Annotated in this window: 22 protein-coding genes; 7 read left to right on the forward strand and 15 right to left on the reverse strand. The window is 57.2% G+C overall.

The window, feature by feature from the left end:
• Positions 1 to 2 precede the first annotated feature (2 nt).
• From rbfA to QEN58_RS01600, 5 genes are all read left to right on the forward strand, one after another.
• Positions 3 to 455: a 30S ribosome-binding factor RbfA gene (gene rbfA / locus QEN58_RS01580; RefSeq protein ID WP_280105458.1), complete on the forward strand. Its 453-nt coding sequence runs from the start codon at positions 3 to 5 to the stop codon at positions 453 to 455.
• Positions 455 to 1,375, forward strand: coding sequence for a tRNA pseudouridine(55) synthase TruB (truB, locus tag QEN58_RS01585; protein ID WP_280105459.1), 921 nt, complete (start codon positions 455 to 457; stop codon positions 1,373 to 1,375). The genes rbfA and truB overlap by 1 nt, the downstream gene beginning before the upstream one ends.
• A gap of 122 nt (positions 1,376 to 1,497) precedes the next feature.
• Positions 1,498 to 1,767, forward strand: a complete 270-nt coding sequence (rpsO, locus tag QEN58_RS01590; protein ID WP_007111823.1) for a 30S ribosomal protein S15 — start codon at positions 1,498 to 1,500, stop codon at positions 1,765 to 1,767.
• 163 nt (positions 1,768 to 1,930) lie between these two features.
• Positions 1,931 to 4,099 carry a polyribonucleotide nucleotidyltransferase gene (gene pnp / locus QEN58_RS01595; RefSeq protein WP_280105460.1) on the forward strand — a complete coding sequence of 723 codons (2,169 nt, stop codon included), beginning with the start codon at positions 1,931 to 1,933 and terminating at the stop codon, positions 4,097 to 4,099.
• A gap of 173 nt (positions 4,100 to 4,272) precedes the next feature.
• Positions 4,273 to 5,442 carry an MFS transporter gene (locus QEN58_RS01600; protein ID WP_280105461.1) on the forward strand — a complete coding sequence of 390 codons (1,170 nt, stop codon included), beginning with the start codon at positions 4,273 to 4,275 and terminating at the stop codon, positions 5,440 to 5,442.
• A 71-nt stretch (positions 5,443 to 5,513) separates the two neighbouring features.
• On the opposite strand, the gene QEN58_RS01605 is transcribed toward QEN58_RS01600, so the two are convergent.
• The 11 genes from QEN58_RS01605 to dksA form a co-directional block, all read right to left on the reverse strand.
• Positions 5,514 to 6,692 carry an acetyl-CoA C-acetyltransferase gene (locus QEN58_RS01605; RefSeq protein WP_071695112.1) on the reverse strand — a complete coding sequence of 393 codons (1,179 nt, stop codon included), beginning with the start codon at positions 6,690 to 6,692 and terminating at the stop codon, positions 5,514 to 5,516.
• Positions 6,693 to 6,912: 220 nt separating this feature from the next.
• A complete protein-coding gene (gene panD, locus QEN58_RS01610; RefSeq protein WP_007111819.1) occupies positions 6,913 to 7,293 on the reverse strand; it encodes an aspartate 1-decarboxylase in 381 nt (126 codons plus the stop codon).
• 29 nt (positions 7,294 to 7,322) lie between these two features.
• Positions 7,323 to 8,186 carry a pantoate--beta-alanine ligase gene (gene panC, locus QEN58_RS01615; RefSeq protein WP_280105462.1) on the reverse strand — a complete coding sequence of 288 codons (864 nt, stop codon included), beginning with the start codon at positions 8,184 to 8,186 and terminating at the stop codon, positions 7,323 to 7,325.
• A 57-nt stretch (positions 8,187 to 8,243) separates the two neighbouring features.
• Positions 8,244 to 9,035: a 3-methyl-2-oxobutanoate hydroxymethyltransferase gene (gene panB / locus QEN58_RS01620; protein ID WP_280105463.1), complete on the reverse strand. Its 792-nt coding sequence runs from the start codon at positions 9,033 to 9,035 to the stop codon at positions 8,244 to 8,246.
• Between the two features lie 158 nt (positions 9,036 to 9,193).
• Positions 9,194 to 9,688, reverse strand: coding sequence for a 2-amino-4-hydroxy-6-hydroxymethyldihydropteridine diphosphokinase (gene folK / locus QEN58_RS01625; protein ID WP_280105464.1), 495 nt, complete (start codon positions 9,686 to 9,688; stop codon positions 9,194 to 9,196).
• Entirely contained in the window at positions 9,688 to 11,070 is a 1,383-nt protein-coding gene (pcnB, locus tag QEN58_RS01630; RefSeq protein WP_133731577.1) for a polynucleotide adenylyltransferase PcnB, read from the reverse strand. Before pcnB ends, folK begins: the two co-directional genes overlap by 1 nt.
• Before the next feature lie 914 nt (positions 11,071 to 11,984).
• The gene (locus QEN58_RS01635) at positions 11,985 to 13,379 is read right to left on the reverse strand and encodes a sigma-54-dependent transcriptional regulator (protein ID WP_280105465.1); all 1,395 of its coding nucleotides are present in this window, start codon (positions 13,377 to 13,379) and stop codon (positions 11,985 to 11,987) included.
• Positions 13,357 to 16,305, reverse strand: a complete 2,949-nt coding sequence (locus tag QEN58_RS01640; protein WP_280105466.1) for an ATP-binding protein — start codon at positions 16,303 to 16,305, stop codon at positions 13,357 to 13,359. The genes QEN58_RS01635 and QEN58_RS01640 overlap by 23 nt, the downstream gene beginning before the upstream one ends.
• Complete coding sequence (locus tag QEN58_RS01645) at positions 16,295 to 16,471, reverse strand: hypothetical protein (protein ID WP_007111811.1); 177 nt, start codon at positions 16,469 to 16,471, stop codon at positions 16,295 to 16,297. Before QEN58_RS01645 ends, QEN58_RS01640 begins: the two co-directional genes overlap by 11 nt.
• Position 16,472: 1 nt before the next feature.
• Entirely contained in the window at positions 16,473 to 17,384 is a 912-nt protein-coding gene (gene gluQRS / locus QEN58_RS01650; protein ID WP_280105467.1) for a tRNA glutamyl-Q(34) synthetase GluQRS, read from the reverse strand.
• 101 nt (positions 17,385 to 17,485) lie between these two features.
• Positions 17,486 to 17,923, reverse strand: coding sequence for an RNA polymerase-binding protein DksA (dksA, locus tag QEN58_RS01655; protein ID WP_008958813.1), 438 nt, complete (start codon positions 17,921 to 17,923; stop codon positions 17,486 to 17,488).
• Between the two features lie 215 nt (positions 17,924 to 18,138).
• Between dksA and QEN58_RS01660 the strand changes: the two genes are divergently transcribed.
• Positions 18,139 to 19,299, forward strand: coding sequence for an aminotransferase class I/II-fold pyridoxal phosphate-dependent enzyme (locus tag QEN58_RS01660; protein ID WP_280105468.1), 1,161 nt, complete (start codon positions 18,139 to 18,141; stop codon positions 19,297 to 19,299).
• Positions 19,299 to 20,027: a DNA/RNA nuclease SfsA gene (gene sfsA / locus QEN58_RS01665; protein WP_280105469.1), complete on the forward strand. Its 729-nt coding sequence runs from the start codon at positions 19,299 to 19,301 to the stop codon at positions 20,025 to 20,027. The genes QEN58_RS01660 and sfsA overlap by 1 nt, the downstream gene beginning before the upstream one ends.
• A 33-nt stretch (positions 20,028 to 20,060) precedes the next feature.
• Here the strand turns inward: sfsA and QEN58_RS01670 are convergent, their stop codons facing one another.
• From QEN58_RS01670 to QEN58_RS01685, 4 genes are all read right to left on the reverse strand, one after another.
• Positions 20,061 to 20,510 (reverse strand): DUF4426 domain-containing protein, encoded by a 450-nt coding sequence (locus tag QEN58_RS01670; protein ID WP_280105470.1) that lies wholly within the window; start codon positions 20,508 to 20,510, stop codon positions 20,061 to 20,063.
• Between the two features lie 39 nt (positions 20,511 to 20,549).
• Positions 20,550 to 21,143: a methionine biosynthesis protein MetW gene (gene metW / locus QEN58_RS01675; protein WP_280105471.1), complete on the reverse strand. Its 594-nt coding sequence runs from the start codon at positions 21,141 to 21,143 to the stop codon at positions 20,550 to 20,552.
• On the reverse strand, positions 21,143 to 22,369 hold the full coding sequence (gene metX / locus QEN58_RS01680) for a homoserine O-succinyltransferase MetX (RefSeq protein WP_280105472.1): 1,227 nt from the start codon (positions 22,367 to 22,369) through the stop codon (positions 21,143 to 21,145). Before metX ends, metW begins: the two co-directional genes overlap by 1 nt.
• Positions 22,370 to 22,438: 69 nt before the next feature.
• Positions 22,439 to 23,032: a YggT family protein gene (locus QEN58_RS01685; protein WP_280105473.1), complete on the reverse strand. Its 594-nt coding sequence runs from the start codon at positions 23,030 to 23,032 to the stop codon at positions 22,439 to 22,441.
• Positions 23,033 to 23,064 lie beyond the last annotated feature (32 nt).

Raw genomic sequence — 23,064 nt, forward strand, 5'->3', positions numbered from 1 at the left:
ACATGCGCGAATTTAAGCGTACCGACCGGGTAGCCGACCAGCTCCAAAAGGAGCTGGCGGTACTGATTCAACGCGAAGTGAAAGACCCGCGTTTAGGCATGGTCACGGTGAGCGGTGTCACCGTTAGTCGTGATCTTGGCTACTCCGATGTCTATGTCACTCTGTTGGGTGAGCAAGAGCCCGAGCGTATTAAAGAGAACCTGCAGGTGCTTAAGCGAGCTGCCGGTTTTCTAAGAAGTCAGATTGCTAAGCGCATCAAGCTACGTCACGTCCCGGAGCTGCGTTTTCATTTCGATGAGAGCGTGGTACGCGGTCAGCAACTCTCTTCATTAATTGATGAAGCCGTGACCACGGATCGTGCACGCTATCAAAACGATGATGATTATCAAGATAGTGACGATTACCAAGACAGTAGCCAGGACACCGACGCCCAGCAAAGTGAGGAAACTCGCTAGTGGCGCGTCAACGTCGAGGTTTGCCGGTTAATGGTGTATTGCTGCTGGATAAGCCCAAGGGCGTTTCCAGCAACCATGCGCTGCAGCGTGTGCGTCGGCTGTTTCAGGCTCAAAAAGCCGGGCACACCGGAACGCTAGACCCAATGGCAACCGGCTTATTGCCGATTTGCCTAGGCGAAGCGACCAAGTTTTCATCGCACTTGCTGGAAGCCGACAAGGTGTATCGCACCCGGGTAGAGCTCGGGGTGATCACCGATACCGGTGATGCGGAAGGTGCGGTGATTGAGCAGCATGAGGTCCCCAGCCTAAGCGTCGATGACGTGGAAGCAGTGCTCACTCGTTTTCGTGGTGAGATTGACCAAGTGCCGCCCATGTATTCGGCGCTAAAGCATCAAGGCAAAAAACTTTACGAGTTGGCCCGTGAAGGCAAGCAGGTAGAACGTGCAGCACGGCGCGTAAGCGTGTATGATGCGCGCCTGCTATCGTTTGAAGGCACTGCTTTTGAGTTGGAAGTAAGCTGCAGTAAAGGCACTTACATCCGCACGTTAGCCGAAGATATTGGCCAAGCGCTTGGCTGTGGCGCGCACATCAGTCAACTAAGAAGGCTCAAAACGGGGCCTTTTTTAGCCGACGCGATGTGGACGCTAGAGGCGCTGGAAGCATTGGCCGACCAAGCGGCACTGGAAGCTGAGCTAATGCCTGTGGATGTGCTGGTCGATCATTTGCCGTCGTTGATGGTAGACGATACGGCCCACGCCTGCTTGGCACATGGCCAGCCTGCCATGCTAACCACCGGCTCGCTTGCGCCGGATGCGTTAGCACGACTTTATTACGCCGAGACGTTTATCGGCCTTGGCGTAGTGAAAGGTGCCCAGGAAGTGGCGCCTAAGCGACTGTTAAGTACCGTCGCTATCTCGTAAACAGCGTTGCAAGGATGCAGCAGTGTTCGCGAAAATCGCTAGTAGAAATTAGTAGCCTGAGACTGCAAATATGCGTGGTCTCAACCATTCATTTTTAGGCATATTGCTTACTGGAGAGACAGATGGCTTTAACCGCTGAGAAGAAGGCCGAGATCGTCACCGAATACGGCCGCGGCGACAACGATACCGGTTCCCCTGAAGTGCAAGTTGCACTGCTGAGCGCCAACATTAATGGCCTGCAGGATCACTTCAAGACCAACAAACAGGATCACCACTCTCGTCGTGGTCTGATCCGCATGGTTAACCAGCGTCGTAAGCTGCTGGACTACCTAAAGCGTAAAGATTTCGAACGCTATCAGTCTCTGATTCAGCGTTTAGGTCTGCGTCGTTAAGCGTTAACGGCAACGATTAGAAACGGGCAGCTCTTTGTGAGCTGCCCGTTTTTTTATGTTTCGTGTTTACGGCAAGAGGGAACTGGTAGCCCTATCGCGCTCCAGCGCCTAGAATGGTAACGAGTCAAAACGACCTAAACGAATAGACAAGTAGATATTGATAATGCTGAAGGAAGTCGCTGTGAATCCGGTAAAGAAAACGTTCCAGTACGGTCGTAGCACCGTCACGCTCGAAACCGGGCGTATTGCCCGCCAAGCTACCGGCGCTGTCATGGTAACAATGGATGACACCGTCGTGCTGTGTACCGTTGTCGCTCGTAAAGAGGCAAACCCGAGCCAACCCTTTTTCCCCCTCTCGGTACACTACCAAGAGAAAACCTACGCAGTGGGCAAGATTCCTGGCGGCTTCTTCAAGCGCGAAGGACGCCCCACTGAGAAAGAGACGCTGACCTCGCGCTTGATTGATCGCCCGATCCGTCCGCTGTTCCCCAAAGGCTTCATGAACGAAGTGCAGGTCGTCTGTACCGTTCTCTCTACCGACCGTAACCACGATCCGGATATCGCCGCTTTGCTTGGCACCTCCGCGGCGCTGAGCATCTCTGGCGTGCCGTTTAGTGGCCCGATTGGCGCAGCCCGCGTTGGTTTTAACGAAGAGAAAGGCTACTTCCTCAACCCAACGGTTGAAGAACTGGGCTCCTCAGAGCTGGACATGGTCGTCGCCGGTACCGAAAAAGCCGTGCTGATGGTTGAGTCTGAAGCCAAAGAGCTGCTAGAAGACGAAATGCTGGGCGCCGTTCTGTTCGGTCACCAGGAAATGCAGGTCGCGATCAGTGCCATTAACGAACTGGTTGCTGAAGCGGGCAAGCCGCGCTGGGAGTGGCAGGCCGCCGAAGAAAACCAAGCGCTTAAAGCCGCTATGGCCGATGCCTTTGAAGCTAAAGTGGGCGACGCTTACCGCATCACCGACAAAATGCAGCGTCAGGATGCACTGGCTGAGTTGAAAGACCAGGCGATTGCACAGCTGGCAGCCGATGAAGGCGAACCGGTTAACGACAAGTTCAGTAAAGATGACGTCAAAGGTGCCTTTGCTGGCCTGGAAAAACGCGTTGTGCGTTCACGGGTGGTAAAAGGCGAGCCGCGTATTGATGGTCGTGACAATCAAACCGTTCGTCCGCTGGCCATCGAAGTCGGTGTGCTGCCGAAAGCGCACGGTTCTGCCATCTTTACGCGTGGTGAGACCCAGGCGATTGCCGTAGCAACGCTGGGCACGCTGCGTGATTCACAGCTAATCGAATCACTGGAAGGTGAGCGTAAAGACCGCTTTATGCTGCACTACAACTTCCCTCCCTACTCGGTGGGTGAAGCTGGCTTTATGGGTGGCCCGAAGCGTCGCGAAATCGGCCATGGCCGCTTAGCGCGTCGTGGCGTGCAGGCGATGCTACCGTCAGAAGACGTCTTCCCCTACACCATTCGCGTGGTGTCTGAAATTACCGAGTCTAACGGTTCCAGCTCCATGGCCTCTGTATGTGGCTCTTCGCTGGCTTTGATGGATGCAGGCGTGCCGCTAAAAGCACCGGTCGCCGGTATTGCCATGGGCTTGGTGAAAGACGCCGACGGCTTCGCGGTATTGACCGATATCCTGGGTGACGAAGATCACCTTGGCGATATGGACTTCAAAGTCGCCGGTTCCGAAGAGGGTGTCACCGCCCTGCAGATGGACATCAAGATCGAAGGCATCAACGAAGAGATTATGGAGCTCGCGCTGCAGCAAGCACTGACCGCGCGTCTGAGTATTCTCGAGCAGATGAATGTCGTGATCAGCCAGAGCCGTAGCGATGTCTCCGACAACGCGCCGTCCATGGCAACGATTAAAATTGATCCAGACAAGATCCGTGACGTTATCGGTAAAGGCGGCGCGATGATTCGCAAAATCTGCGAAGACACAGGCGCCTCTATCGACCTTGACGACGATGGCACCGTACGTATCTATGCGGAAGATAAAGCTGCCGCCAAGCGTGCGATTGACACCGTACTGGCGATTACCGCAGAAGCGGAAATCGGCAAGCTGTATAACGGCAAGGTCGTGCGTATTGCCGACTTCGGTGCGTTCGTTAACATCATGCCCGGCACCGATGGTCTGGTGCATATCTCGCAAATCGTTGCCGAACGCGTTAACAACGTGCGCGACTTCTTGAACGAAGGCGATGATGTGATCGTTAAGGTGCTGGATATCGACAACCGCAACCGCGTGAAGCTGTCGATGAAAGAGATCACCGAAGAAGAGAAAGCCGCTTTTGCAGCTGAAGCAGCGGAAACCGAAGCCACGATTTAAATCGCTAGCTAGGTTTCTGACACCGCCCTCGTAGCCTCTGGCTGCGGGGGCGTTGTTTTTACTAAGTACTGTTTTTGCTAGGTGCCGTTTTAGCTAAGCACTTTTTGCTAGATCTGGTTTTGCTGTTAGCTATAGCTTTGTTCGCCGGGATTTAAAGAATCAGGGAGCAGTAGATGGAGCAGGAACAAGCGCCGCGCTGGTGGGCGGTGGTGGCCGTGATGATCGGCATTTTTTTATTGGTGACCGCTGAGCAGTTGCCGATTGGGTTGCTTTCTCAGGTGGCGTCGAGCATGGGCGTTACCCCCGGCATGGCAGGCTTAATGGTCACTGTGCCCGGCGTGGTCGCTGCTTTTTCAGCACCGCTGTTACCCGTCGCTGTAGGGCGTTTGGACAGGCGCATTATGCTCACGGTATTGATGGCCGTGATGGTGGCAGGGAGTGTGCTTTCAGCATTGGCCAGCAGCTTTATCCTGCTGCTCGCCGCCCGGGTATTAGTGGGGCTTAGTATTGGTGGGTTTTGGGCGGTGGCGGGCAGTATTGCCCCACGGCTGGTGCCTGAAGCCCAAGTGCCAAAAGCGATGACGATGATTTTTGGTGGTGTCGCGGCAGCCTCGGTGCTGGGTGTGCCGTTGGGTACGCTGCTGGGGGATCTAAGCAACTGGCGGGTCGCGTTTGGGGCGCTGGGTGGTTTAAGCCTGTTAACGGCCGTTGCGCTGTGGTGTTGGCTACCGCCGTTACCGCCAAGAGAACCGGTGCGGCTCCGCGTGCTCGCCCAGCAGTTTGGCAATCGTGGTGTGCGGGTGGCGGTGTTAACCACCGCTTTTGTAGTGGTTGGCCACTTTGCCGCCTACACCTTTATTAGCCCCATCCTGCAAGAGATCAGCGGTATTTCACAGCGCCATGTGAGCAGTCTGCTGCTACTTTACGGGGCGGCGGGCATTGTGGGCAATATTGCGGCCGGCATGTTTGCTGGGCGCCACCCTTACCGCGCCGTGCTGGCGATTCCCAGCCTGTTGCTTATCGTCGTTGCCGTGTTCCCGCTGATGGGTGTTCAGCCGAGCAGCGGTGTGATGCTGCTGATGGTGTGGGGCGCAGTGTTTGGTAGCGTATCGGTGAGTATTCAAACCTGGATTCTGCGCACAGCACCCAATACCGAAGCCGCAACGGCGTTGATGGCGTTTACCTTCAATATGTCGATTGGTTTGGGCGCCATGCTGGGTGGGCGTATCGTCGATGGCAGTAGTCTGCCCATGGCTATGTGGGCCGCAGCGGGATTATTCCTGCTAGGCGCGCTGCTGGTACTGAGTACGCCAGCCAAGGTCGTTGGCCAGAAAACGCGTTGAGCCAAGAGGCGCAAAAAAAATGCCCCCGCGATCAGCGGGGGCATTGGTTAAGCGCTCACCTCAAACAATCATCAAGGACGCTCAATAGCCAGTGCTACGCCCTGACCGCCGCCGATACACAGTGTCGCGAGGCCTTTCTTGGCGTCGCGGGCGATCATTTCGTGGAGCAGCGTCACAAACACGCGACAGCCAGAGGCGCCGATCGGGTGGCCTAGGGCAATCGCGCCGCCGTTGACGTTCACTTTAGAGGTGTCCCAGCCTAGCTCTTTGTTGACGGATAGCGCCTGGGCGGCAAACGCTTCGTTGGCCTCTACCAAGTCCAGGTCGTCCAGGCTCCAGCCAGCTTTTTCCAGGCAGCGGCGAGTGGCCGGTGCGGGACCGATACCCATAATGGCAGGGTCAACGCCTGCGTTGGAATAAGCCGCTATACGTGCCAATGGCTCTAGCCCCAGCTGCTTGGCTTTTTCGGCTGAGCAGAGCATAACCACCGCCGCGCCGTCGTTGAGCGCCGAGGCGTTACCGGCGGTAACGGTGCCGTCTTTCTTAAACGCGGGGCGCATGCCTCCAAGCTTCTCAGCGGTAACTTCGCGTGGGTTTTCGTCGGTATCAAACACCACCGGGTCGCCTTTGCGCTGGGGAATTTCCACCGGCACGATCTGGCTTTTGAACTTGCCCTCTTTAATCGCTGCTGCAGCTTTCTGCTGCGACGCGGCGGCAAACTCATCCATTGCTTCACGGGTGATGCCGTACTTCTCGGCTAAGTTCTCGGCGGTAATGCCCATATGGTAGTTGTTGAACGCATCCCACAGGCCGTCGTGCACCATGGAATCAATCGCCTTCCAATCGCCCATGCGCTGGCCGTTGCGGGAATTGGGCAGTACATGGGGCGAGGCGGACATGTTCTCCTGGCCGCCGGCCAGAATCAGCTCGGCATCGCCGCAGCGAATTGCCTGAGTCGCAAGATGAAGCGCTTTAAGGCCTGAGCCACACACTTTGTTGATGGTCATGGCCGGCACCGAGTCCGGTAGGCCGCCTTTAATCGCCGCTTGGCGCGCCGGGTTTTGACCAACGCCCGCGGTGAGCACCTGGCCCAGCAGTACTTCGTCAACCTGATCGGGAGAAACGCCGGTTGAGGCAAGGATATCCTTGATCACCAAAGCGCCCAGGTCGCTCGCTGGAATACCTGCGAGGGAGCCGCCGAAAGCGCCCACAGCGGTGCGGCGTGCCGCAACAATGACTACTTCTTGCATAAGATGACTCCTGGAGTAATTAACAGACAGTCTGATACCAGATGCCCGATAGGCGTGCTCTGTCAGCCGTACTCTTTTATTCGAGCTCTGTCAGCCGTCTCTTCAGCATAGGGGAAGGTGGTGCGTTGCGGCAATAAACCTTTATGGGCAAATAAAAACGGGCCAACATGTGGCCCGTCAGAAGAAAGCATTAGAAGTGCTAAGATGAGCCCAATGGTGGTTAGGCTAGCTGCACCGGGATAATATTGCTGGTGTGGCTGACGTGGTTGCCTTCCTGGAGATACACCAGCGCAGGCTGGTGGTTTTCCAGTTCGGCTTCGGAGTAGTGGGCGTAGCTGCAGATAATGATCCGGTGGCCAGGGGCGGCGAGGTGGGCCGCAGCGCCGTTGATCGAAATGAGCTTTGAGCCTTCCTCACCGCGAATGGCGTAAGTGGTGAAGCGTTCGCCATTCTCGACGTTGTAAATCTGGATCTGCTCATTTTCACGAATACCCGCCATATCCAGCAGGTCGCCGTCGATGGCGCAGGAGCCTTCATAGTTGAGTACCGCGTGAGTGACGCGTGCCATGTGCAGCTTGGCTTTGAGCATGATGGTATGCATGTGAGTTCCTATTTTTACCCGTTGTTTGTTTATTCTCTGACAGTGCTGGCCGGGAGTTTAACAGTGAGGTTGTCGATTAATCGCGCCGGGCCCAGCTTGGCGGCGGCCAGCATTACCGCATGCTGGGTCGCTAGGTTAATGGGGCCTAGCGTGGCATCGCGCAGTTCCAGGTAGTCCAGCGTAAAGCCCGCATCATACAGAGCGGTGTGACCCTGGTGTAGTACCTTTTCGATAGGTTCTCCGCGCTCCAACGCATCGCGAAGCGTACACAGCGTGCGATAAAGCGCAGGGGCGATGACACGCTCCTCGCTACTTAAATAGCCGTTGCGTGATGACAGTGCTAAGCCATCCTCTGCACGTACGATGGGCACGCCGATAATCTCAATAGGCATGTGCAGGTCGCACACCAGCTTACGAATCACCGCCAGCTGCTGGTAATCCTTCTCCCCAAAGCAGGCGACGTCTGGCTGTACCAGATTAAACAGCATGCTGACCACGGTAGAGACACCGTCGAAATGGCCGGGGCGTGAGCCGCCGCACAGCCCTTCGCCTACCACGGGCACATGCACGCGGGTCTGTGCGTCCAAGCCGTTAGGGTAGAGCGAGCTTACCGTTGGGGCGAACAGCACGTCGCAGCCAGCCTCAATAAGCTGCGCTTGATCGGCATCAAAGGTGCGCGGGTAGCCGTCTAAATCTTCGCCTGGGCCAAACTGCATCGGATTGACAAACAGGCTTGCGACCACAATATCGGCGTGCTGGCGCGCGCAGGCGACCAGCGCTAGGTGACCTGCATGTAGGTTGCCCATGGTGGGTACCAGGGCAATACGCTGGCCGCGTTGGCGGTAATCTCGCAGCGTGCTGCGTAGCTGATCAATGTCTCGCAAAGTGCGCATAGTCGTTTCGCGTCAATAACAAAAAATGGTCGATAGTCGAGCTGTCTTAAAACGGTTTTAAAAACAGTGCTCTTGAGCTGGGAAGGCGCGGGTTTTGACGGCTTCGTGGTACTCCAGGAAAGCAGCTTGAATGTTATCAGCGTCGACCATGAAGTTTTTTACAAAGCGCGGTGTGCGGCCATGGGTAATACCGAGCACATCGTGCATTACCAGGATTTGGCCATCGGTATCCGGTCCTGCGCCAATGCCAATAACCGGCACATCCAGCGCTTCGGTGACCGCTTTGCCCAGGCTGGCGGGAACGCACTCGAGCAGAATCACCGAAGCGCCCGCCTCGACAAGTACTTTTGCGTCGTTAATGATGCGTTCCGCGTGAGCAGCGTCGCGTCCCTGCACCTTATAGCCACCTAGCTGGTGCACGGTTTGCGGGGTTAAGCCCAGGTGGGCACACACCGGTACGCCGCGGCGGGTGAGTTCACGAATGCCATCGGCCATCCACGCTTCACCTTCCAGCTTGACCAGTTCCGCCCCCGCGCGCATCACGGCACCGGCATCTTCCAACAGGCGCTCGGTGGTGGCGTTGCTCATAAAGGGTAGATCGACCATCAGCAGGCTATGGCCTTTACCACGTGCCGCGCAGCGGGTGTGGTAAACGATGTCGTCAATGGTGACGGGTAGGGTGCTGTTATGGCCCTGTAGCACCATGCCCAGCGAATCACCGACGAGCAGGACATCAATGCCTGCTTGGCTTGCCGCATGGGCAAAGGAAGCATCGTAAGCGGTTAGGCAACTGAACGTCTCGCCAGCCTGCTTATAGGCCTGCAGCGTGCTTAGGGTGACGGTTTTCATGGCGTGCTCTCATGTTTTACGTGAGGCCGCTGCGACATAGGCAGCCGACCATTATTGATGCTGCATCCCTGCATGCGCGAAGTGGCGTAACCGGCAATTGTTACCTGAATGGGGTGTCGGTGTCGAGATTTGTGTCAAATGGTAGCGTTAGCCGCACACTAGGCGTTAGATAAGCGTTCCAAGCCTTGGTTCTCAACACGTTCAAGCCATGTGGATAGCGGCTGCTGGAGAAGATCTAGAGAGGGGGCGATCTCTGCGAGGGGGAGCAGTACAAAGGCCCGGGCAGTCATTTGCGGGTGCGGTACGCGTAAACGCAGCGAGTTGATGTGGTCGTTAGCGTAGAGCAACAGGTCAAGATCGAGCGTTCGGGGCCCCCAGTGGCGCTGGCGGCGGCGGCGATGCTGCTGCTCTAACGCCTGAAGCTGGTCGAGTAGCGCCAGCGGCGAGAGCCGGGTCTCCAGCGCTGCCACCGCGTTGATGAAGTCCGGCTGATCCTGCGGCCCCACCGGGCGGCTGGCGTAAAGCGATGATGCTGCCACCAATCGACTTAGCGGTAGCCTTGCCAGCTCGTTGAGGGCCTCACGAACCTGCTCGATAGGCGACTCCAGATTGCTACCCAAACCGATATAGGCGAGCTGGGAAGACGCACCCACTACTCTGGCGCGCTCGGCTTACGGCGCCGTTTACGACGGCGGTCGCCCTGGCTGGCGGGGTCGCCGCCAACTTTTTGCAGCAGGCGACGCTGTTCGTGCTCGTCGCCGCGCTGAAACGCCGTCCACCATTCGCCTAAACCACTGGGTATCTCGCCCGCCTGTTCGCGCAGCAGCAGCAGGTCATAGCCCGCTCTGAAACGTGAATGTTCGCGGGTTTGAAAGGCCTTTTTACCGCGCCGCTGGGGTAGGCGCTGCTGTAATTCCCAAATTTCCCGCATGGGGATGCCAAAGCGCTTGGGAATCGACGTGAACTCTAACTGCCGGGATACCACTTGTTGAGCGGCTGCTTGAAGCGCGGGAATGGGCGGCATGCCTTCCTGCTCCAGGGCTTCCTGGCGATGTTTGACCGGGGCCCATAAAAATGCTGCCAGCAGAAAGGCCGGGGTGACGGGGCGCTCTTCGGCAATGCGTTTATCGGTGTTGGTCAGCGCCTGCTCAATCAGTTCTTCGGCCCAGGCGGCATCGGCCATGGCTTCTTCGGCCTCGGGGAACAGCATACCGAATAGGCCGTAGTGGCTGAGTAGCCGGAAGGTGACCAAGCCGTGGCCCGACATAAACAGCTTGAGCACTTCATCGAATAGCCGCGCTGGGGGAATCTGCAGCAGCAGCGGCGCCTGATCGTACATCGGCGCTTCGGTGGCGGGGTCTAGCGTGAAGTCGAGCTTAGCCGCAAAGCGCACTGCCCGCAGCATCCTTACCGGGTCTTCGCGGTAGCGTGTCGCCGGGTCGCCAATCAAGCGCAGGGTGCGGGTCTTAATGTCCTCTGCACCATTGGCAAAATCAGTGATGCTGAAGTCGGCGATATTGTAGTAGAGCGCATTAACGGTAAAGTCGCGGCGCAGCGCGTCTTCTTCAATATTGCCCCATACATTATCGCGCAGCAGTAACCCTTCATCGGACTGGTGGGCAATGTGGTCGCCATGCTCGTCTTGGGGTTTGCCACGGAAGGTGGTGACCTCAATGACCTCGCGGCCAAAGCGCACATGGACAATCCGAAAACGGCGGCCGATCAGGCGCGAGTTACGAAATAAATCGCGAACCTGCTCTGGCGTGGCATTGGTGGCGACATCAAAATCTTTGGGCATCTTGCCCAGCAGCGCATCACGAATGCAGCCGCCCACCAAATAGGCGTCGAAACCCGCGCCGCTAAGGCGGTAAAGCACTTTTAACGCGGCATCGCTAATATGTTGGCGAGAAACAGGGTGCTCGGACCGAGGGATGTTACGCGGAGTGAGGGCGTTGGTGGTGCTCTCTTGGGGATCAAGCAAGGTTTTCAATTGCTCCCCCGGGCTGTGTAGGAAACGGGTAAATCCTTTAAACATGCGACGATTTCAACTCGCAGGGTACGAAAAATGGCCGTAAAAATAGTCGTTAGAAAACACGTCAAACGAGTACTGAACATAAACCACGAATGGATGAGTGTAGCCGACCCTCTATGGCTTGCAAAGAGCGGCTTGCAAAGCATTTGACGCTGGCGGAGGCTAGCACAGGTTTTAAACCCAGACTTTAAACACGGAAAGGGGAGGCTAAGAGAGCCTCCCCTATAAAGCAATCAATCAGCGTCCGTGCTGCTGTTTTTCTTCATGATGGCACATCGCCCTGAATACGCACCGCAGTCGGTAGGCGTAAGGATCACAATAGTTCCGACCGCCTCGTATTCAAAACAATAATCCAACCGCGAACTTTTCTCCCCCCGGGGAATTATTATTGGCGCCGGGGTGTACACACTGACAGCTATTGTTGTTGTTAGGATGCCGAGTCACGTTGTACGTCGCGTCCTTATCGGGCCACTTGCTAACTCTTATTATTGTTCGCTGCGCCTGTGTTGCCTGCGCAAGCAAGTAATGAGACTCAAGCCTATTGTTCTTGTTAGTACCGTTATCTCTACCTGGCCCTGTTGTTTTTGTTGTGGCTCAGGTTCTGGCGAGGTCATGTTGTTTTTGTTGGTGACCTGGCGCTATGCCCAGTTTGTTTTTCTTACCCAGTAATACTGCAGACCCTGTGCCACCTATTTAATAAATTATAAATTTCAGAAGGTTGGCGTTTTCAAATGGGATGAGGAACTTTGCGACGCGAAAAGTGTTACCCCTTTCGCGTCCGTTTGTGCGCGCCGTTGTGTGGGAAGGTAACAGTGCCTGGGTAGCGAAAGGTAGAATATTTCTTATTTAAATCAGTGTATTAGACAATAGTCGTAGAGGTGGGGTGGTAGGGCGTGTGGATAGAAATGCCCAGGTACTCAACCTGGGCGGCGGGCGGTTTTTTTGCGCGGTATGCCAAGCCGCTGGCGTCGTTCCCAGAGATTTTTACGGCTAATGCCCAGTTTTTGTGCCAGTTCGGTTTCACTCATTTGATCCTGGTGTTCGAGGACAAAGTGCTGAAAATAATCTTCTAAAGAGAGATCATCTTCATTCTCTTCAGCGTTTTTATCGCCGCTGCCAGTGACAGTAGGGGAGCTGGACGAGCCAGAGGGCGGATGAGGGCGTGGGGTGGTCGGCGCTAGACCTAGATCATCCGGGTGGATCAGATGCCCCTCGGCCAGAATTACCCCGCGTTCAAGGGCGTTCTCCAGCTCGCGAACGTTACCCGGCCAAGGGTAGTCGCGTAGATCCTGTCGGGCTGCGCGGGAGAGGCGCAGCCCCGTGCGTTCGTGGCGTTTACACGCCTTGTCGAGCAGAATGTCGGCGATCTCAAGGACGTCGTCCTCGCGCTCGCGCAGCGGCGGCAGCTCGATCTGCATCACGTTCAGCCGGTAGTAAAGGTCAAGGCGGAACTCGCCGGTTTTTGACAGCGCGCGCAGGTCACGGTGGGTGGCCGCAATCAGGCGGACGTTAACGTGGCGGGTTTCCACTGAACCGATTTTGCGAATTTCGCCCTCTTGAAGAACGCGTAGCAGGCGCGCCTGGGCATCCAGCGGTAGCTCGCCAATCTCATCCAAAAACAGCGTACCGCCATCGGCGGCTTCTACTAACCCGGTGCGCGCAGCGCTGGCGCCGGTAAAAGCGCCTTTCTCATGGCCAAACAGCTCGGACTCGATCAGCGTTTCAGGAATTGCTGCGCAGTTGACGCAGATCAGCGGTGCCTTGGCGCGCTTGCTCTGCTGGTGAATGGCGCGGGCTACCAGCTCCTTGCCGGTGCCCGACTCGCCAAGAATCAATACGGTGACATCGGCGGGGGCAGTTTTACTAATGCGGGTGTAGACCTGCTGCATGGCAACGCAGTTGCCGATCATGGTTTGTCGACTGCCGCCTGCATCGGTGATATCCGGGGGCGGGCTCTGCTGCATCGACTGCTTGTGCAGGATCCGCTCAACGGTCTCCAATAGCTCCGCGTGGTCAAAGGGCTTGGCCACGTAGTCCACGGCACCCTGTTTGAGCGCTTCCACCGCAGAGCGCATGCTGGCGTAGCTGGTCATGATCAATACCGGCACGGGGGCCGCGGCGGTGATGAGCGTAGTGCCCGGCTCGCCCGGCAGGCGCAGGTCGCTGATGATGAGGTCGAACCCTTTGAGCTCAAGCTGGCAGGCCTCCTCAGCGCTGCCTGCTTCGCTGACCGTATAGTCGTGGCGTTCCAGTAGGCGCTTTAACGCGCTGCGAATAATCGCTTCATCTTCAACAATCAGAATCCTGGGCATGGGTTGGCTGATCATCCTGTTGGTAAAGCGGCAGCCATAACGTAATGGCTGTGCCGCGAGGCTGTCCGGGGGGTGGCGAGGCCACATCTATTTTACCCTGGTGCTCATTGATAATCTGGTAGGCCAATGAAAGGCCCAGACCGGTGCCCTCGCCGGCGGGTTTGGTGGTGGTAAAGGGCTCGAATAGGTGCTCGCGCACTCGTGGGTCGATGCCCTGGCCGTTATCGGTTATCCGCCACCAGGCAAACTGCTCGTGGCGCCCTGCGGTCATGTGAACTTCTCCCCCCTGGCCGCAGGCATCCCGGGCATTGCTCAGCAGGTTGACCATCACTTGCGTTAATCGCTGGGCATCGCCACGCACCACAACGTCTTCAGGCGTCTCATTGGTTAATGTGACATCCTCTCCCGAGCGGGCGAGGTGGATCAAGTGCAGTGCATCTTCGCTAATTGATGCCAGTGCCACAGGTGAGGCAGGGAGCGGTACCGATTGACGCCCCCCATGGGCAAAACCAACCAATGAGTTAACGATTTTGGTGACCCGTTGGGTTAGCTGCTGGATTTGATCAGCGGTCTCCAGCAGGGCTGGGTCGTTGGTGTCGTAGCGTAGATTTTGCGCCAGCGACGAGATGCCGGTAATCGGGTTGCCAATTTCGTGGGCGACGCCGGCGGCTAACTGGCCGATAGAGGCAAGGCGCGCTGCATGCACCAACTCATCTTCCAACCACTTCATTTCGGTATGGTCCTCAATCAGGATAACGCTACCGCCACGGCTGTCATTGCCGCTTAGAATCGCTTTGTGCAGGGTCAAAAAATAGTCTCTACCGTGCAGCGTAACTGCCTGTTTGTAGAGCGGTGTTGACCTGGTCTCTAACACGCTGCCCAGCAGGCTGGGCCAGGGGGCGGGCAGGCTATCGCGGCGCGAGCCGATCACGCTTTCACCGCTAATGCCCGAAAGTTGGGAGAGCGCCTGATTCCACATTAACAACTCATCATCATCGCCCAAAACGCACAGCCCCACCGGTAAATACGCCAGGGTTTGGCGGTGGTGGCGTCGCAAGCCGTCGAGTTCACGGGCTAACCCTGTCAGCCGTGATCGGTAGGCTTCCAAGCGGCTTTCAACGAAGTGAATATCATCGGTTTCAGGGGCGTCGTCGTGGCGGTAGGGTAGGTAGCGATCCACAATGTCCCGTGCCACCGATGGGCCCATTAGGCCCGAAAGATTAGCCTGAATGCGGTCACGCAAGCGACGCAGCGCGTAGGGGCGGCGCTCCTGGGGGGTTAAGTTGAGCGCTTGCAGGGCTCGGTTAACTTCACGGCTGGCCGCCTCATCGCCGAGGGCGTGGGCTAAATGGATAGAAAAATCACTTGCCGTGGCGGCTTCCAATGGAAAGCGCTTGGAGCGGATAACCGCATCGACGGAGCACGCTTCTGCGGCGGACTGCTCCCCATCAGAAATACGCGTGAACAGCGATATCACAATCAGCAGCAGGATATTGACCGCTAACGACAGCAGCGTGACGTTGTACCAAACCGGTGCACCAGTATCGGTAAGCGGTGTAAAAGGTAGCGTCGGTACGGGCAGCGAAAACATGAGTGGCAGCCATAGACCCCACAGCCACACGCCCACACCTGCGATCAGGCCAATAATCATGCCTTTACGGTTAGCACCCGGCCAGTAGAGCAGCGCCAACATGCCGGGCAGGCACTGGGCCATGCCGACAAACGCAGCTAACCCCAAGCCTATGAGGCCATGATGGCGCCCTACCCACTGGTAAAACACCCAGCCGCCGATAATCACCGCGACCACTAAACCACGACGCAACCACAGCAGCCAGCCGTAGAGGTCACTGCGCGCTTCGGGGGGCCTTGCTACCAGCACAATATGATTAAGCACCATGCCTGAAAGCGCCAGCGCAATCATAATCATGGTGCCGCTGGCGGCAGCTAGTCCGCCGATAAACGCGAGTGCCCCTACCCACCAGTGTTCACTCATTAGGTAGGCGGCATAGGCGGCGATGGGTATGTCGGGATTAACCGACTGCGCGGCCCACCAGATCACCGGCACGGGCAGCGCCATTAGCAGTAGAAACAGCGGCAGTGCCCAGCTCGCTTGTAGCAGGGTATGCCGCGACAGGCTTTCCGCGAAACTAATGTGAAATAGGTGCGGCATCATAAACGCCGCGGCAAAAAACAGCAGCAGCAGGGTTCGCCACTGGGCAGGGTCAAGTTTGGGTGTCTGTTGCTGGAGGATAGCGCCTGGACCTTCCAGCCACAGCTGCAGATCGCCCGGGCCATCAAACACCATCCATAGCGCCACCGCACCCAGCCCCAGCATGGCCAGTAGTTTAACGATGGATTCAAACGCAATGGCGCTAAGCAAGGTGTCGTGACGGCCATGAGACTGACTGTGGCGGGCACCAAAAATGACCGCAAAGGCGGCAATCACGGCGCAAAAAAGCAGTGCAACACTTCCGCCCGCTTGGCTGGCGGTGATGATGTTGATGGCTTCGCTCAGGGTTTGGACTTGAATGCCGAGCAATGGCAGCACGGCCAGCAGACTGACGAGGGTAACCAGCGTACCCGCCCACCTGGAGCGAAAGCGAAAGGCAAACAGATCCGCCAGCGACGTCAGTTGATAGGTGCGGGTGATGCGCTGGATGGGCACCAGCAGCACAGGGGCAAGCAAGAAGGCGCCCGCTGCGCCCAGGTAGTAGGCAAGGTAGCCAAACCCAGCATTGGCAGCCATTTCCACGCTGCCGTAGATTGCCCAGGCGCTGGCATAAACACCCAGGGCAAGGGTGTAAACCATTGGGTGGCGGGTAATACGCACCGGCACCCAGCCACGCTCTACCGCAAAACCGCAGCCAAACAGCAGCGCCAGGTAGCCCAGCCCAAGCAGTAAGACGCCGATTAACTCAACGTTCATCAAGTTTCCTTTTCTGCTCCAGCCAGAGGGTTAACGCAATTAAGCCGCCCCAAATAGCAAAAGGTCGGTACCAGGCAGCCTCAGGGTCGCTCCAGCCATTCATCAGTAGCGGAGAGAGCAGGTAGCCGCCAAACACCAAAAACAGCATGATGCGATAGACGTACATATCAATCTCCTGCTGGAGGTAAAGAGGGGGTTAAACGATGTGCCGTTGGGCTTAGCCGTGCCAACGACCAGTTCGCTACGGCCCAGTGTAGCTGAGTTGCGGGGGGCTCTGAGGCAAGTTCTTGGGGTGGCGCCTGATCAAGCGCTTCCAGCGCCTGAAAGAGCTGCTGGCGCACTTCCTGCTCGTCTTCTGCCAGGGCTGGGGCCAGGTTTTGCTTGGAGAGCTTCTGGCCTTTAGCGGTAACAATGAGTGGCAGATGCAGGTAACGCGGTTGCGGTAGCTCAAGCGCGTTCTGAAGTTGGCGCTGCCAAGGGGTGTTATCGAGTAAATCGAGCCCGCGGACGATATCGGTAATCTGCTGCTCGGCGTCATCCACTACTACGGCGAGCTGATACGCCCATAGGCCATCTTTGCGCTTTAATACCACATCGCCCAGTTCTGCCGGGTCAAACCGCTGCTCGCCGAACAGCCGGTCTTGCCAGCACATAGGGCGTTCGCCACGGTCGCTGCGCAGCCGCCAGGCCACCGGTTTATTCGCATCGCAAACGCCATCGCGGCACCAGCCGGGGTAGATATCAAACGCTTGCCACTGCTTACGCGAACAGCTGCAGGGGTAGACAAGACCAAGTTGGATAAGTTGGTCAAGCGCCTGTTGGTAAGCGTCGCCGCGAGTGTGCTGCCACATTACCGCTTCGTCCCACTCCAGGCCGAAGGTTTCCAGCTGGCGAAGGATAGTGCTCGCCGCACCTTCAGGGCAGCGCGGTGGGTCGATATCTTCAATGCGTACCAGCCACTGCCCATTGGCTGCGCGGGCATCTAAATAGCTGCCTAAAGCGGCGACCAAAGAGCCAAAGTGCAGCGGGCCAGAGGGCGTCGGGGCAAAGCGGCCACGGTAGCGAGCAGAATCATTCATAGTAACGTCGTTGTTGAAAGGGGCTGATTATTCATAAAAAGTCGTTAACAAAAACGGGCACCCTAAGGTGCCCGCGTTCGAGTAGCACGGTCTTTTAGTGCTCAGCCGCCTAGCTGTTTCTCTTTGAGTTCCGCCAAGGTTTTGCAATCCACGCAAAGAGTGGCGGTGGGGCGAGCTTCTAAACGACGAATACCGATTTCAACGCCGCAGGCTTCGCAGAAGCCGTAATCGTCATCATCGATGTTATCTAGCGTCTCGTTAATTTTCTTGAGCAGCTTACGCTCGCGATCCCGGGTGCGCAGTTCCAGGCTAAAGCCCTCTTCCTGGGTAGCACGGTCGGCGGGGTCGGCGTAGTTATTCGCATCTTCCTGCAGGTGGCGTACGGTACGATCCACCTCTTCCATGAGATCCTGTTTCCAATCCAGCAGCAGCTGACGAAAGTGTGCTAGCTGCTGCTCGTTCATATACTCTTCACCCGGCGCTGGCTCATACGGGGTGAAGGACTTGGACGCTTCCGTTTTCTTTTCTGCTACTGGCATGGGACTGCCCCTTACATATGTGACTACTGATCGACCATGAGCGATTGTCACGATCTCACGCCAAAGGGATGCTTGTTTAGCTGAAAAATGACTGGGTTGCAAGCGTAATGGTGAGCTGTCTACGATAGTTTGGCTTCGAATATGACTAGAACCATGTTTTAGTTAGTTTTTCAATATTTGTCCAGTTTCAAAAATGATTAGATGAAGGAGCCGTTATGGCCTGGAATTCGCGTGTCGATCACGTTGCCCCTTTTCGGGTCATGCATTTGCTGGAAATGGCCCAGGCGCGGGAAGCCGCAGGCTTTGACGTGATTCACTTGGAAGTGGGCGAGCCGGATTTTGCTACCCCCGAGCCCATTATCGCTGCCGGGCAGCAGGCGTTGGCCAATGGCCGCACCCGCTACACTCCAGCGGCGGGTCTCCCCGCGCTGCGCGAGGCGATTGCCGGGCACTACGCTGAGCACTTTAATGCTACGGTTGATCCAGCGCGTATTTTGGTAACCCCTGGGGCATCGGGGGCGCTACTGCTGGCCAGCCAGCTATTAGTCGAAAGCGGCTCCTGGGTGCTGATGGCTGACCCTAACTATCCCTGCAACCGTCACTTTATGGCGTTAGCTGGCGCTGAAATTGATGCGGTATCCGTGGGGCGTGAGAGCGGCTGGCAACTGGATGCGGCGTTGGTCGCCCAGCATTGGCGTGAGGACACCAGCCTGGCGATGTTGGCATCGCCCTCTAACCCCACCGGCCACACGTTGTGCGCTCAGCAGCTTTCCGCCGTGCTTGATGCAGTTGCTGCACGTGAAGGGGAAGTGATCGTCGATGAAATTTATCAGGGCCTCAACTACGACGATGCGCCGCTGTCGGCGACCTCGCTCTCAGCCAACGCCTTTGTGGTCAACAGCTTCTCAAAATATTTCGGCATGACTGGCTGGCGACTGGGCTGGCTGGTGGCGCCAGAGCATGCAGTGGAGCCATTAACTCGGCTGGCGCAGAATATGTTTCTGGCTGCGGCGACGCCGTCCCAGCATGCTGCCTTGGCGGCGTTTACGCCCGAGTGCCGGGGGATCCTTGAACGGCGCCGTGAAACCCTGAAAGAGCGTCGCCAGGTGCTGCTGGAGGGCCTTGCAGGCTTGGGGCTAGCACCGGATCTCCCACCCCAAGGGGCGTTTTATCTGTGGCTGGATATCTCCCGCTATAGCCGTGATAGCCAGGCCTTCTGCGAGCGCTTATTGCAGGAGGAAAACGTGGCGATTACCCCGGGTATTGATTTTGCCGTACGCGGCGGCGAACACCATGTGCGCATTGCGTTTACCAATGATGTGGCCCGGCTTGAAGAGGCGGTGGCGCGGATTAAACGCTTTGTGGGCAGGTTGTGATGCTGGCCTATCCGGCGCTGGTTCCGGGCACGCTGATCAAGCGTTATAAGCGCTTTCTTGCCGACGTACGTTTGGATGATGGTCGCGAAGTCGTCGCCCACTGCCCCAATACCGGCTCAATGAAGGCGGTGAACGTGCCTGGGTGTCGAGTGTGGCTGTCACCCAGCGATAACCCTAAGCGCAAGCTTGCCTGGACGTGGGAGTTTATTGAGCTGCCCCAAGCGGATGGACGGGTGGCGCTCGCCTCGGTGCATACCGGCCGCGCTAACCGTATCGTGGAAGCGGCGCTGGAGGCGGGTGCTTTGGCACCCTTGGCAGACTACGCCACTCTGCGCCGGGAGGTGAAAGTGGCCGACGCCCGCCTGGATTTTAGGCTAGATGACCCGGTGCGAGGGCGGGCGTATATCGAGGTGAAGCAGGTCACCCTCAAAGAGCAGGACGGCCACGGCTACTTTCCGGACTCGGTAAGCGTGCGTGGTACCAAGCATCTGCATTCGCTGCAGGTACTGGCAGAGCAGGGCGAACGGGCGGTGCTGCTGTTTTGTGTTGCCCACGAAGGCATTGCTGACGTGGCCGCCGCAGCCCATATCGACGCGACTTACGCAGCAGCCCTTTTAGAGGCCTCGGCCAGCGGGGTGGAAGTGCTGGCCTATGGTGTTGAGGTGGTGCGGGAGCAACAGCGCCCCATTGGCGTGCGGTTAACCCGTAGCCTGCCTGTACGGTTGTAGATAGGGCTTAGAGATAGGGCTTAGAAACAGGGCTTAGCGATCAATATAAAAACGCTGAATAAAGTTCACCGGCTCGGGGGCGGCGTTGCGGTCGTAGCGCACGCTTAGCTCAAAGCGCATGTTCTCATCGTCGCGTAGGGTAAAAGGCGCCAGGTGGTAGGTCGCATCGCCGTCATGCACGGTGCGAAAGCTGAGTGACTCCTGAGCGCCCGTCAAGCCACTAACGTGGCCCTGTACGCTGGCATTAACGGGGCGGGTACTGCCATCGTCCTGACGCTCGCGAACGCTAACATTGACCAGGCCGCGGTTTGCGCTGCGCTGGAGGTTGTTCGCCTGGGCTACTTCAGGGGTCAAAAAGCTACTATTCACCGCGCTGTAGTGAATCTCGTAATCGCCCACGCTGACGAACTGCTCAGCGTGGACCCCAGCGGCGGTGAAGAGTGTGCCGACAAGGGCGGCACCGATCATTAATCTGCGTAACATGGCGTGGCTCCTTGAGTTACGTTTAAACGCGATGGCTATCTAGCGTCGACGAACGCGGAAAATGGCAATTTCACCAAATAAGTTGGGCCAAAGCCGCGATTTCCAGTGGCCTTGATGATCTCCCACGCCCACCGCGCGATCAACAATCATCAGACCCTTCTCGCGGCACAGGTGCTCAAAGTCGTTGAACGTCGAGAGGTGGATGTTGGGTGTGTCGTACCAGGCGTGGGGCAGCGATTTGGATACCGGCATATAGCCGCGTAGACCCAAATGAACGCGGTGACGCCAGTAGGCAAAGTTGGGGAAAGTGATGATGCCCTCTTCGGCGACGCGCAGCATTTCATCGAGCATCTTGTCCGGACGGCGCAGCGCCTGCAGGGCCTGGGTCATGATCACCTGATCGTAGCTGTTGTCGCAGAAGCTGCTTAAGCCATCATCCAGGTTGTGCTCAATGACGCTGACGCCACGGGCAACGCAGGCATTAATGCCGTCATGGCCGATCTCCAAGCCATAGCCGGTCACGCCCTTATTGTTAGCCAGCGTCTCCAGCAGTTCGCCGTCGCCGCAGGCGAGGTCGAGCACGTGGGCCCCTTCGGGTACCCAGTCGTAAATAAGTTCTAGATCGGCGCGCATCACTGCGTCTCCTCCAAGCTAGCTTCATCTTTGCCTACTTCATCTCCGCCCGTTTCGGCGATATTAAGCTCGCGGGCAGCGCGGTTCATAAAGGCGCTGAAGATAGCGTCGTAGCGCGGCTCTGAGAGCAAGAAAGCATCGTGCCCATGTGGCGAGTCGATGTTGGCGTAACTGACTGCCTTGCCTGCACGGGTGAGCGCATCGACCAGCTCGCGGGAACGCGAGGGCGGAAAGCGCCAGTCGGTGGTAAAGCTAACTATCAAAAACGGGCACTGTGCTGGGGCCAGGGCTTTGGCTAAGTCGCCCCCTTGGGTGGCGGAAGGGTCAAAGTAGTCCAGCGCCTTGGTCATCAGCAGGTAGGTATTGGCATCAAAGGCCGTGGAGAAGGTATCGCCCTGATAGCGCAAGTAGGACTCCACCTGGAACTCAACGTCGAAGCCGAAGTTGAGATCGTCGCTACGTAGGTCGCGGCCAAACTTGCTGCCCATGGCGTCTTCCGACAAGTAGGTGATATGGCCCACCATACGCGCAAGCTTAAGCCCGCGTTTGGGCACGGTGTCGTGCTCAGCGTACCAGCCATCAAAAAATTCAGGATCAGAGCGAATCGCCTGGCGAGCCACTTCGTTAAAGGCGATATTTTGCGCCGAGAGCCTTGGCGTTGCGGCAATCACCACCGCGTTGGCAACCCGCTCAGGGTAGGTCATTGTCCACTGCATCACCTGCATGCCACCCAGGCTGCCGCCCACCGCGGCGGCCCAGCGCTTAATCCCCAAGTGATCGGCAAGCCGCGCCTGGCTCGCCACCCAGTCACTGACCGTGACCATGGGGAATTCAGGCCCCCACTGGCGGCCGGTGTCGGGGTTGTGGCTGACCGGCCCGGTGCTGCCATGGCAGCCACCCAGGTTATTGAGTGACACAACAAAAAAGCGGTTGGTGTCGATCGCTTTGCCGGGGCCAATATGGGCCTCCCACCAGCCGGGCTTGCGGTCTTCTTCGCTGTGATAGCCCGCGGCGTGGTGATGGCCCGAGAGCGCGTGGCAAATCAGTACCGCGTTACTGCGATCGGCATTCAATGTGCCATAGGTTTCGTAAATCAGTTCGTAGGCAGGCAGCACTTTGCCGCAGGCGAGAGCGAGCGGCGTTTCGAAGCGGGCCACGTGCGGGGTGACCACGCCGACGGAGCCCGCCGGTCGGTCTGCAAACGCAAGCGTATCTGAATCAGGCATTGAAGGCGCTAGTCCTGCTGAAAGAGTGCGACTGAATTAGATCTTGGAATACGGGGTTGGCAGTCGCCATCATAGCCCGACCAGCGCGCCGGAAATGCCCGCCGCACGAATCAATGATCCGACAACCAAGCCATCGATCAGGTTAATTGCGATAAACACCACGATTGGCGAGAGGTCAATCATGCCCAGCGACGGGATCACTTTGCGCACCGGGGCCATAATCGGTTCCACCAACTGCATGATCAGCAGCGCACCTGGGTGGCTGGCATTCGGCGCCACCCAGCTCAAAATAATCATCACGATCATGGCGAAGAAGTAAATTTTTAAAATCGCATTCGCCAAGGCGGCTACACCGGCAATCAGCAGCCCAGCAATGGGCGGCATGCCAACGCCAATGACCATAAAAATGGCAATGATGCTAACCACCTTCAATACAAAACCTGCCGCTAAGGTGGCGAGATCGAAGCGGCCAGCCACAGGGCCTAAAAAGCCTTGAAATAGCCCTACTACCGGCTGGGTGATTTTGACCACCGATTGGCTTAACGGATTGTAGTAATCCGCCCGCGAGGCCTGCAGCAGGAAGCGCAGCATGAGTAAAAAGAGGTAAATATTGATGAGGGTATTTACCAGCATTAACCCTGCACTGCCCAATTCATTGCCCATTATTATGTCTCCTTGATGATTCGTAGCTTAAC

The organism is Halomonas alkaliantarctica (assembly GCF_029854215.1).
GTDB classification, from domain to species: domain Bacteria; phylum Pseudomonadota; class Gammaproteobacteria; order Pseudomonadales; family Halomonadaceae; genus Vreelandella; species Vreelandella alkaliantarctica_A.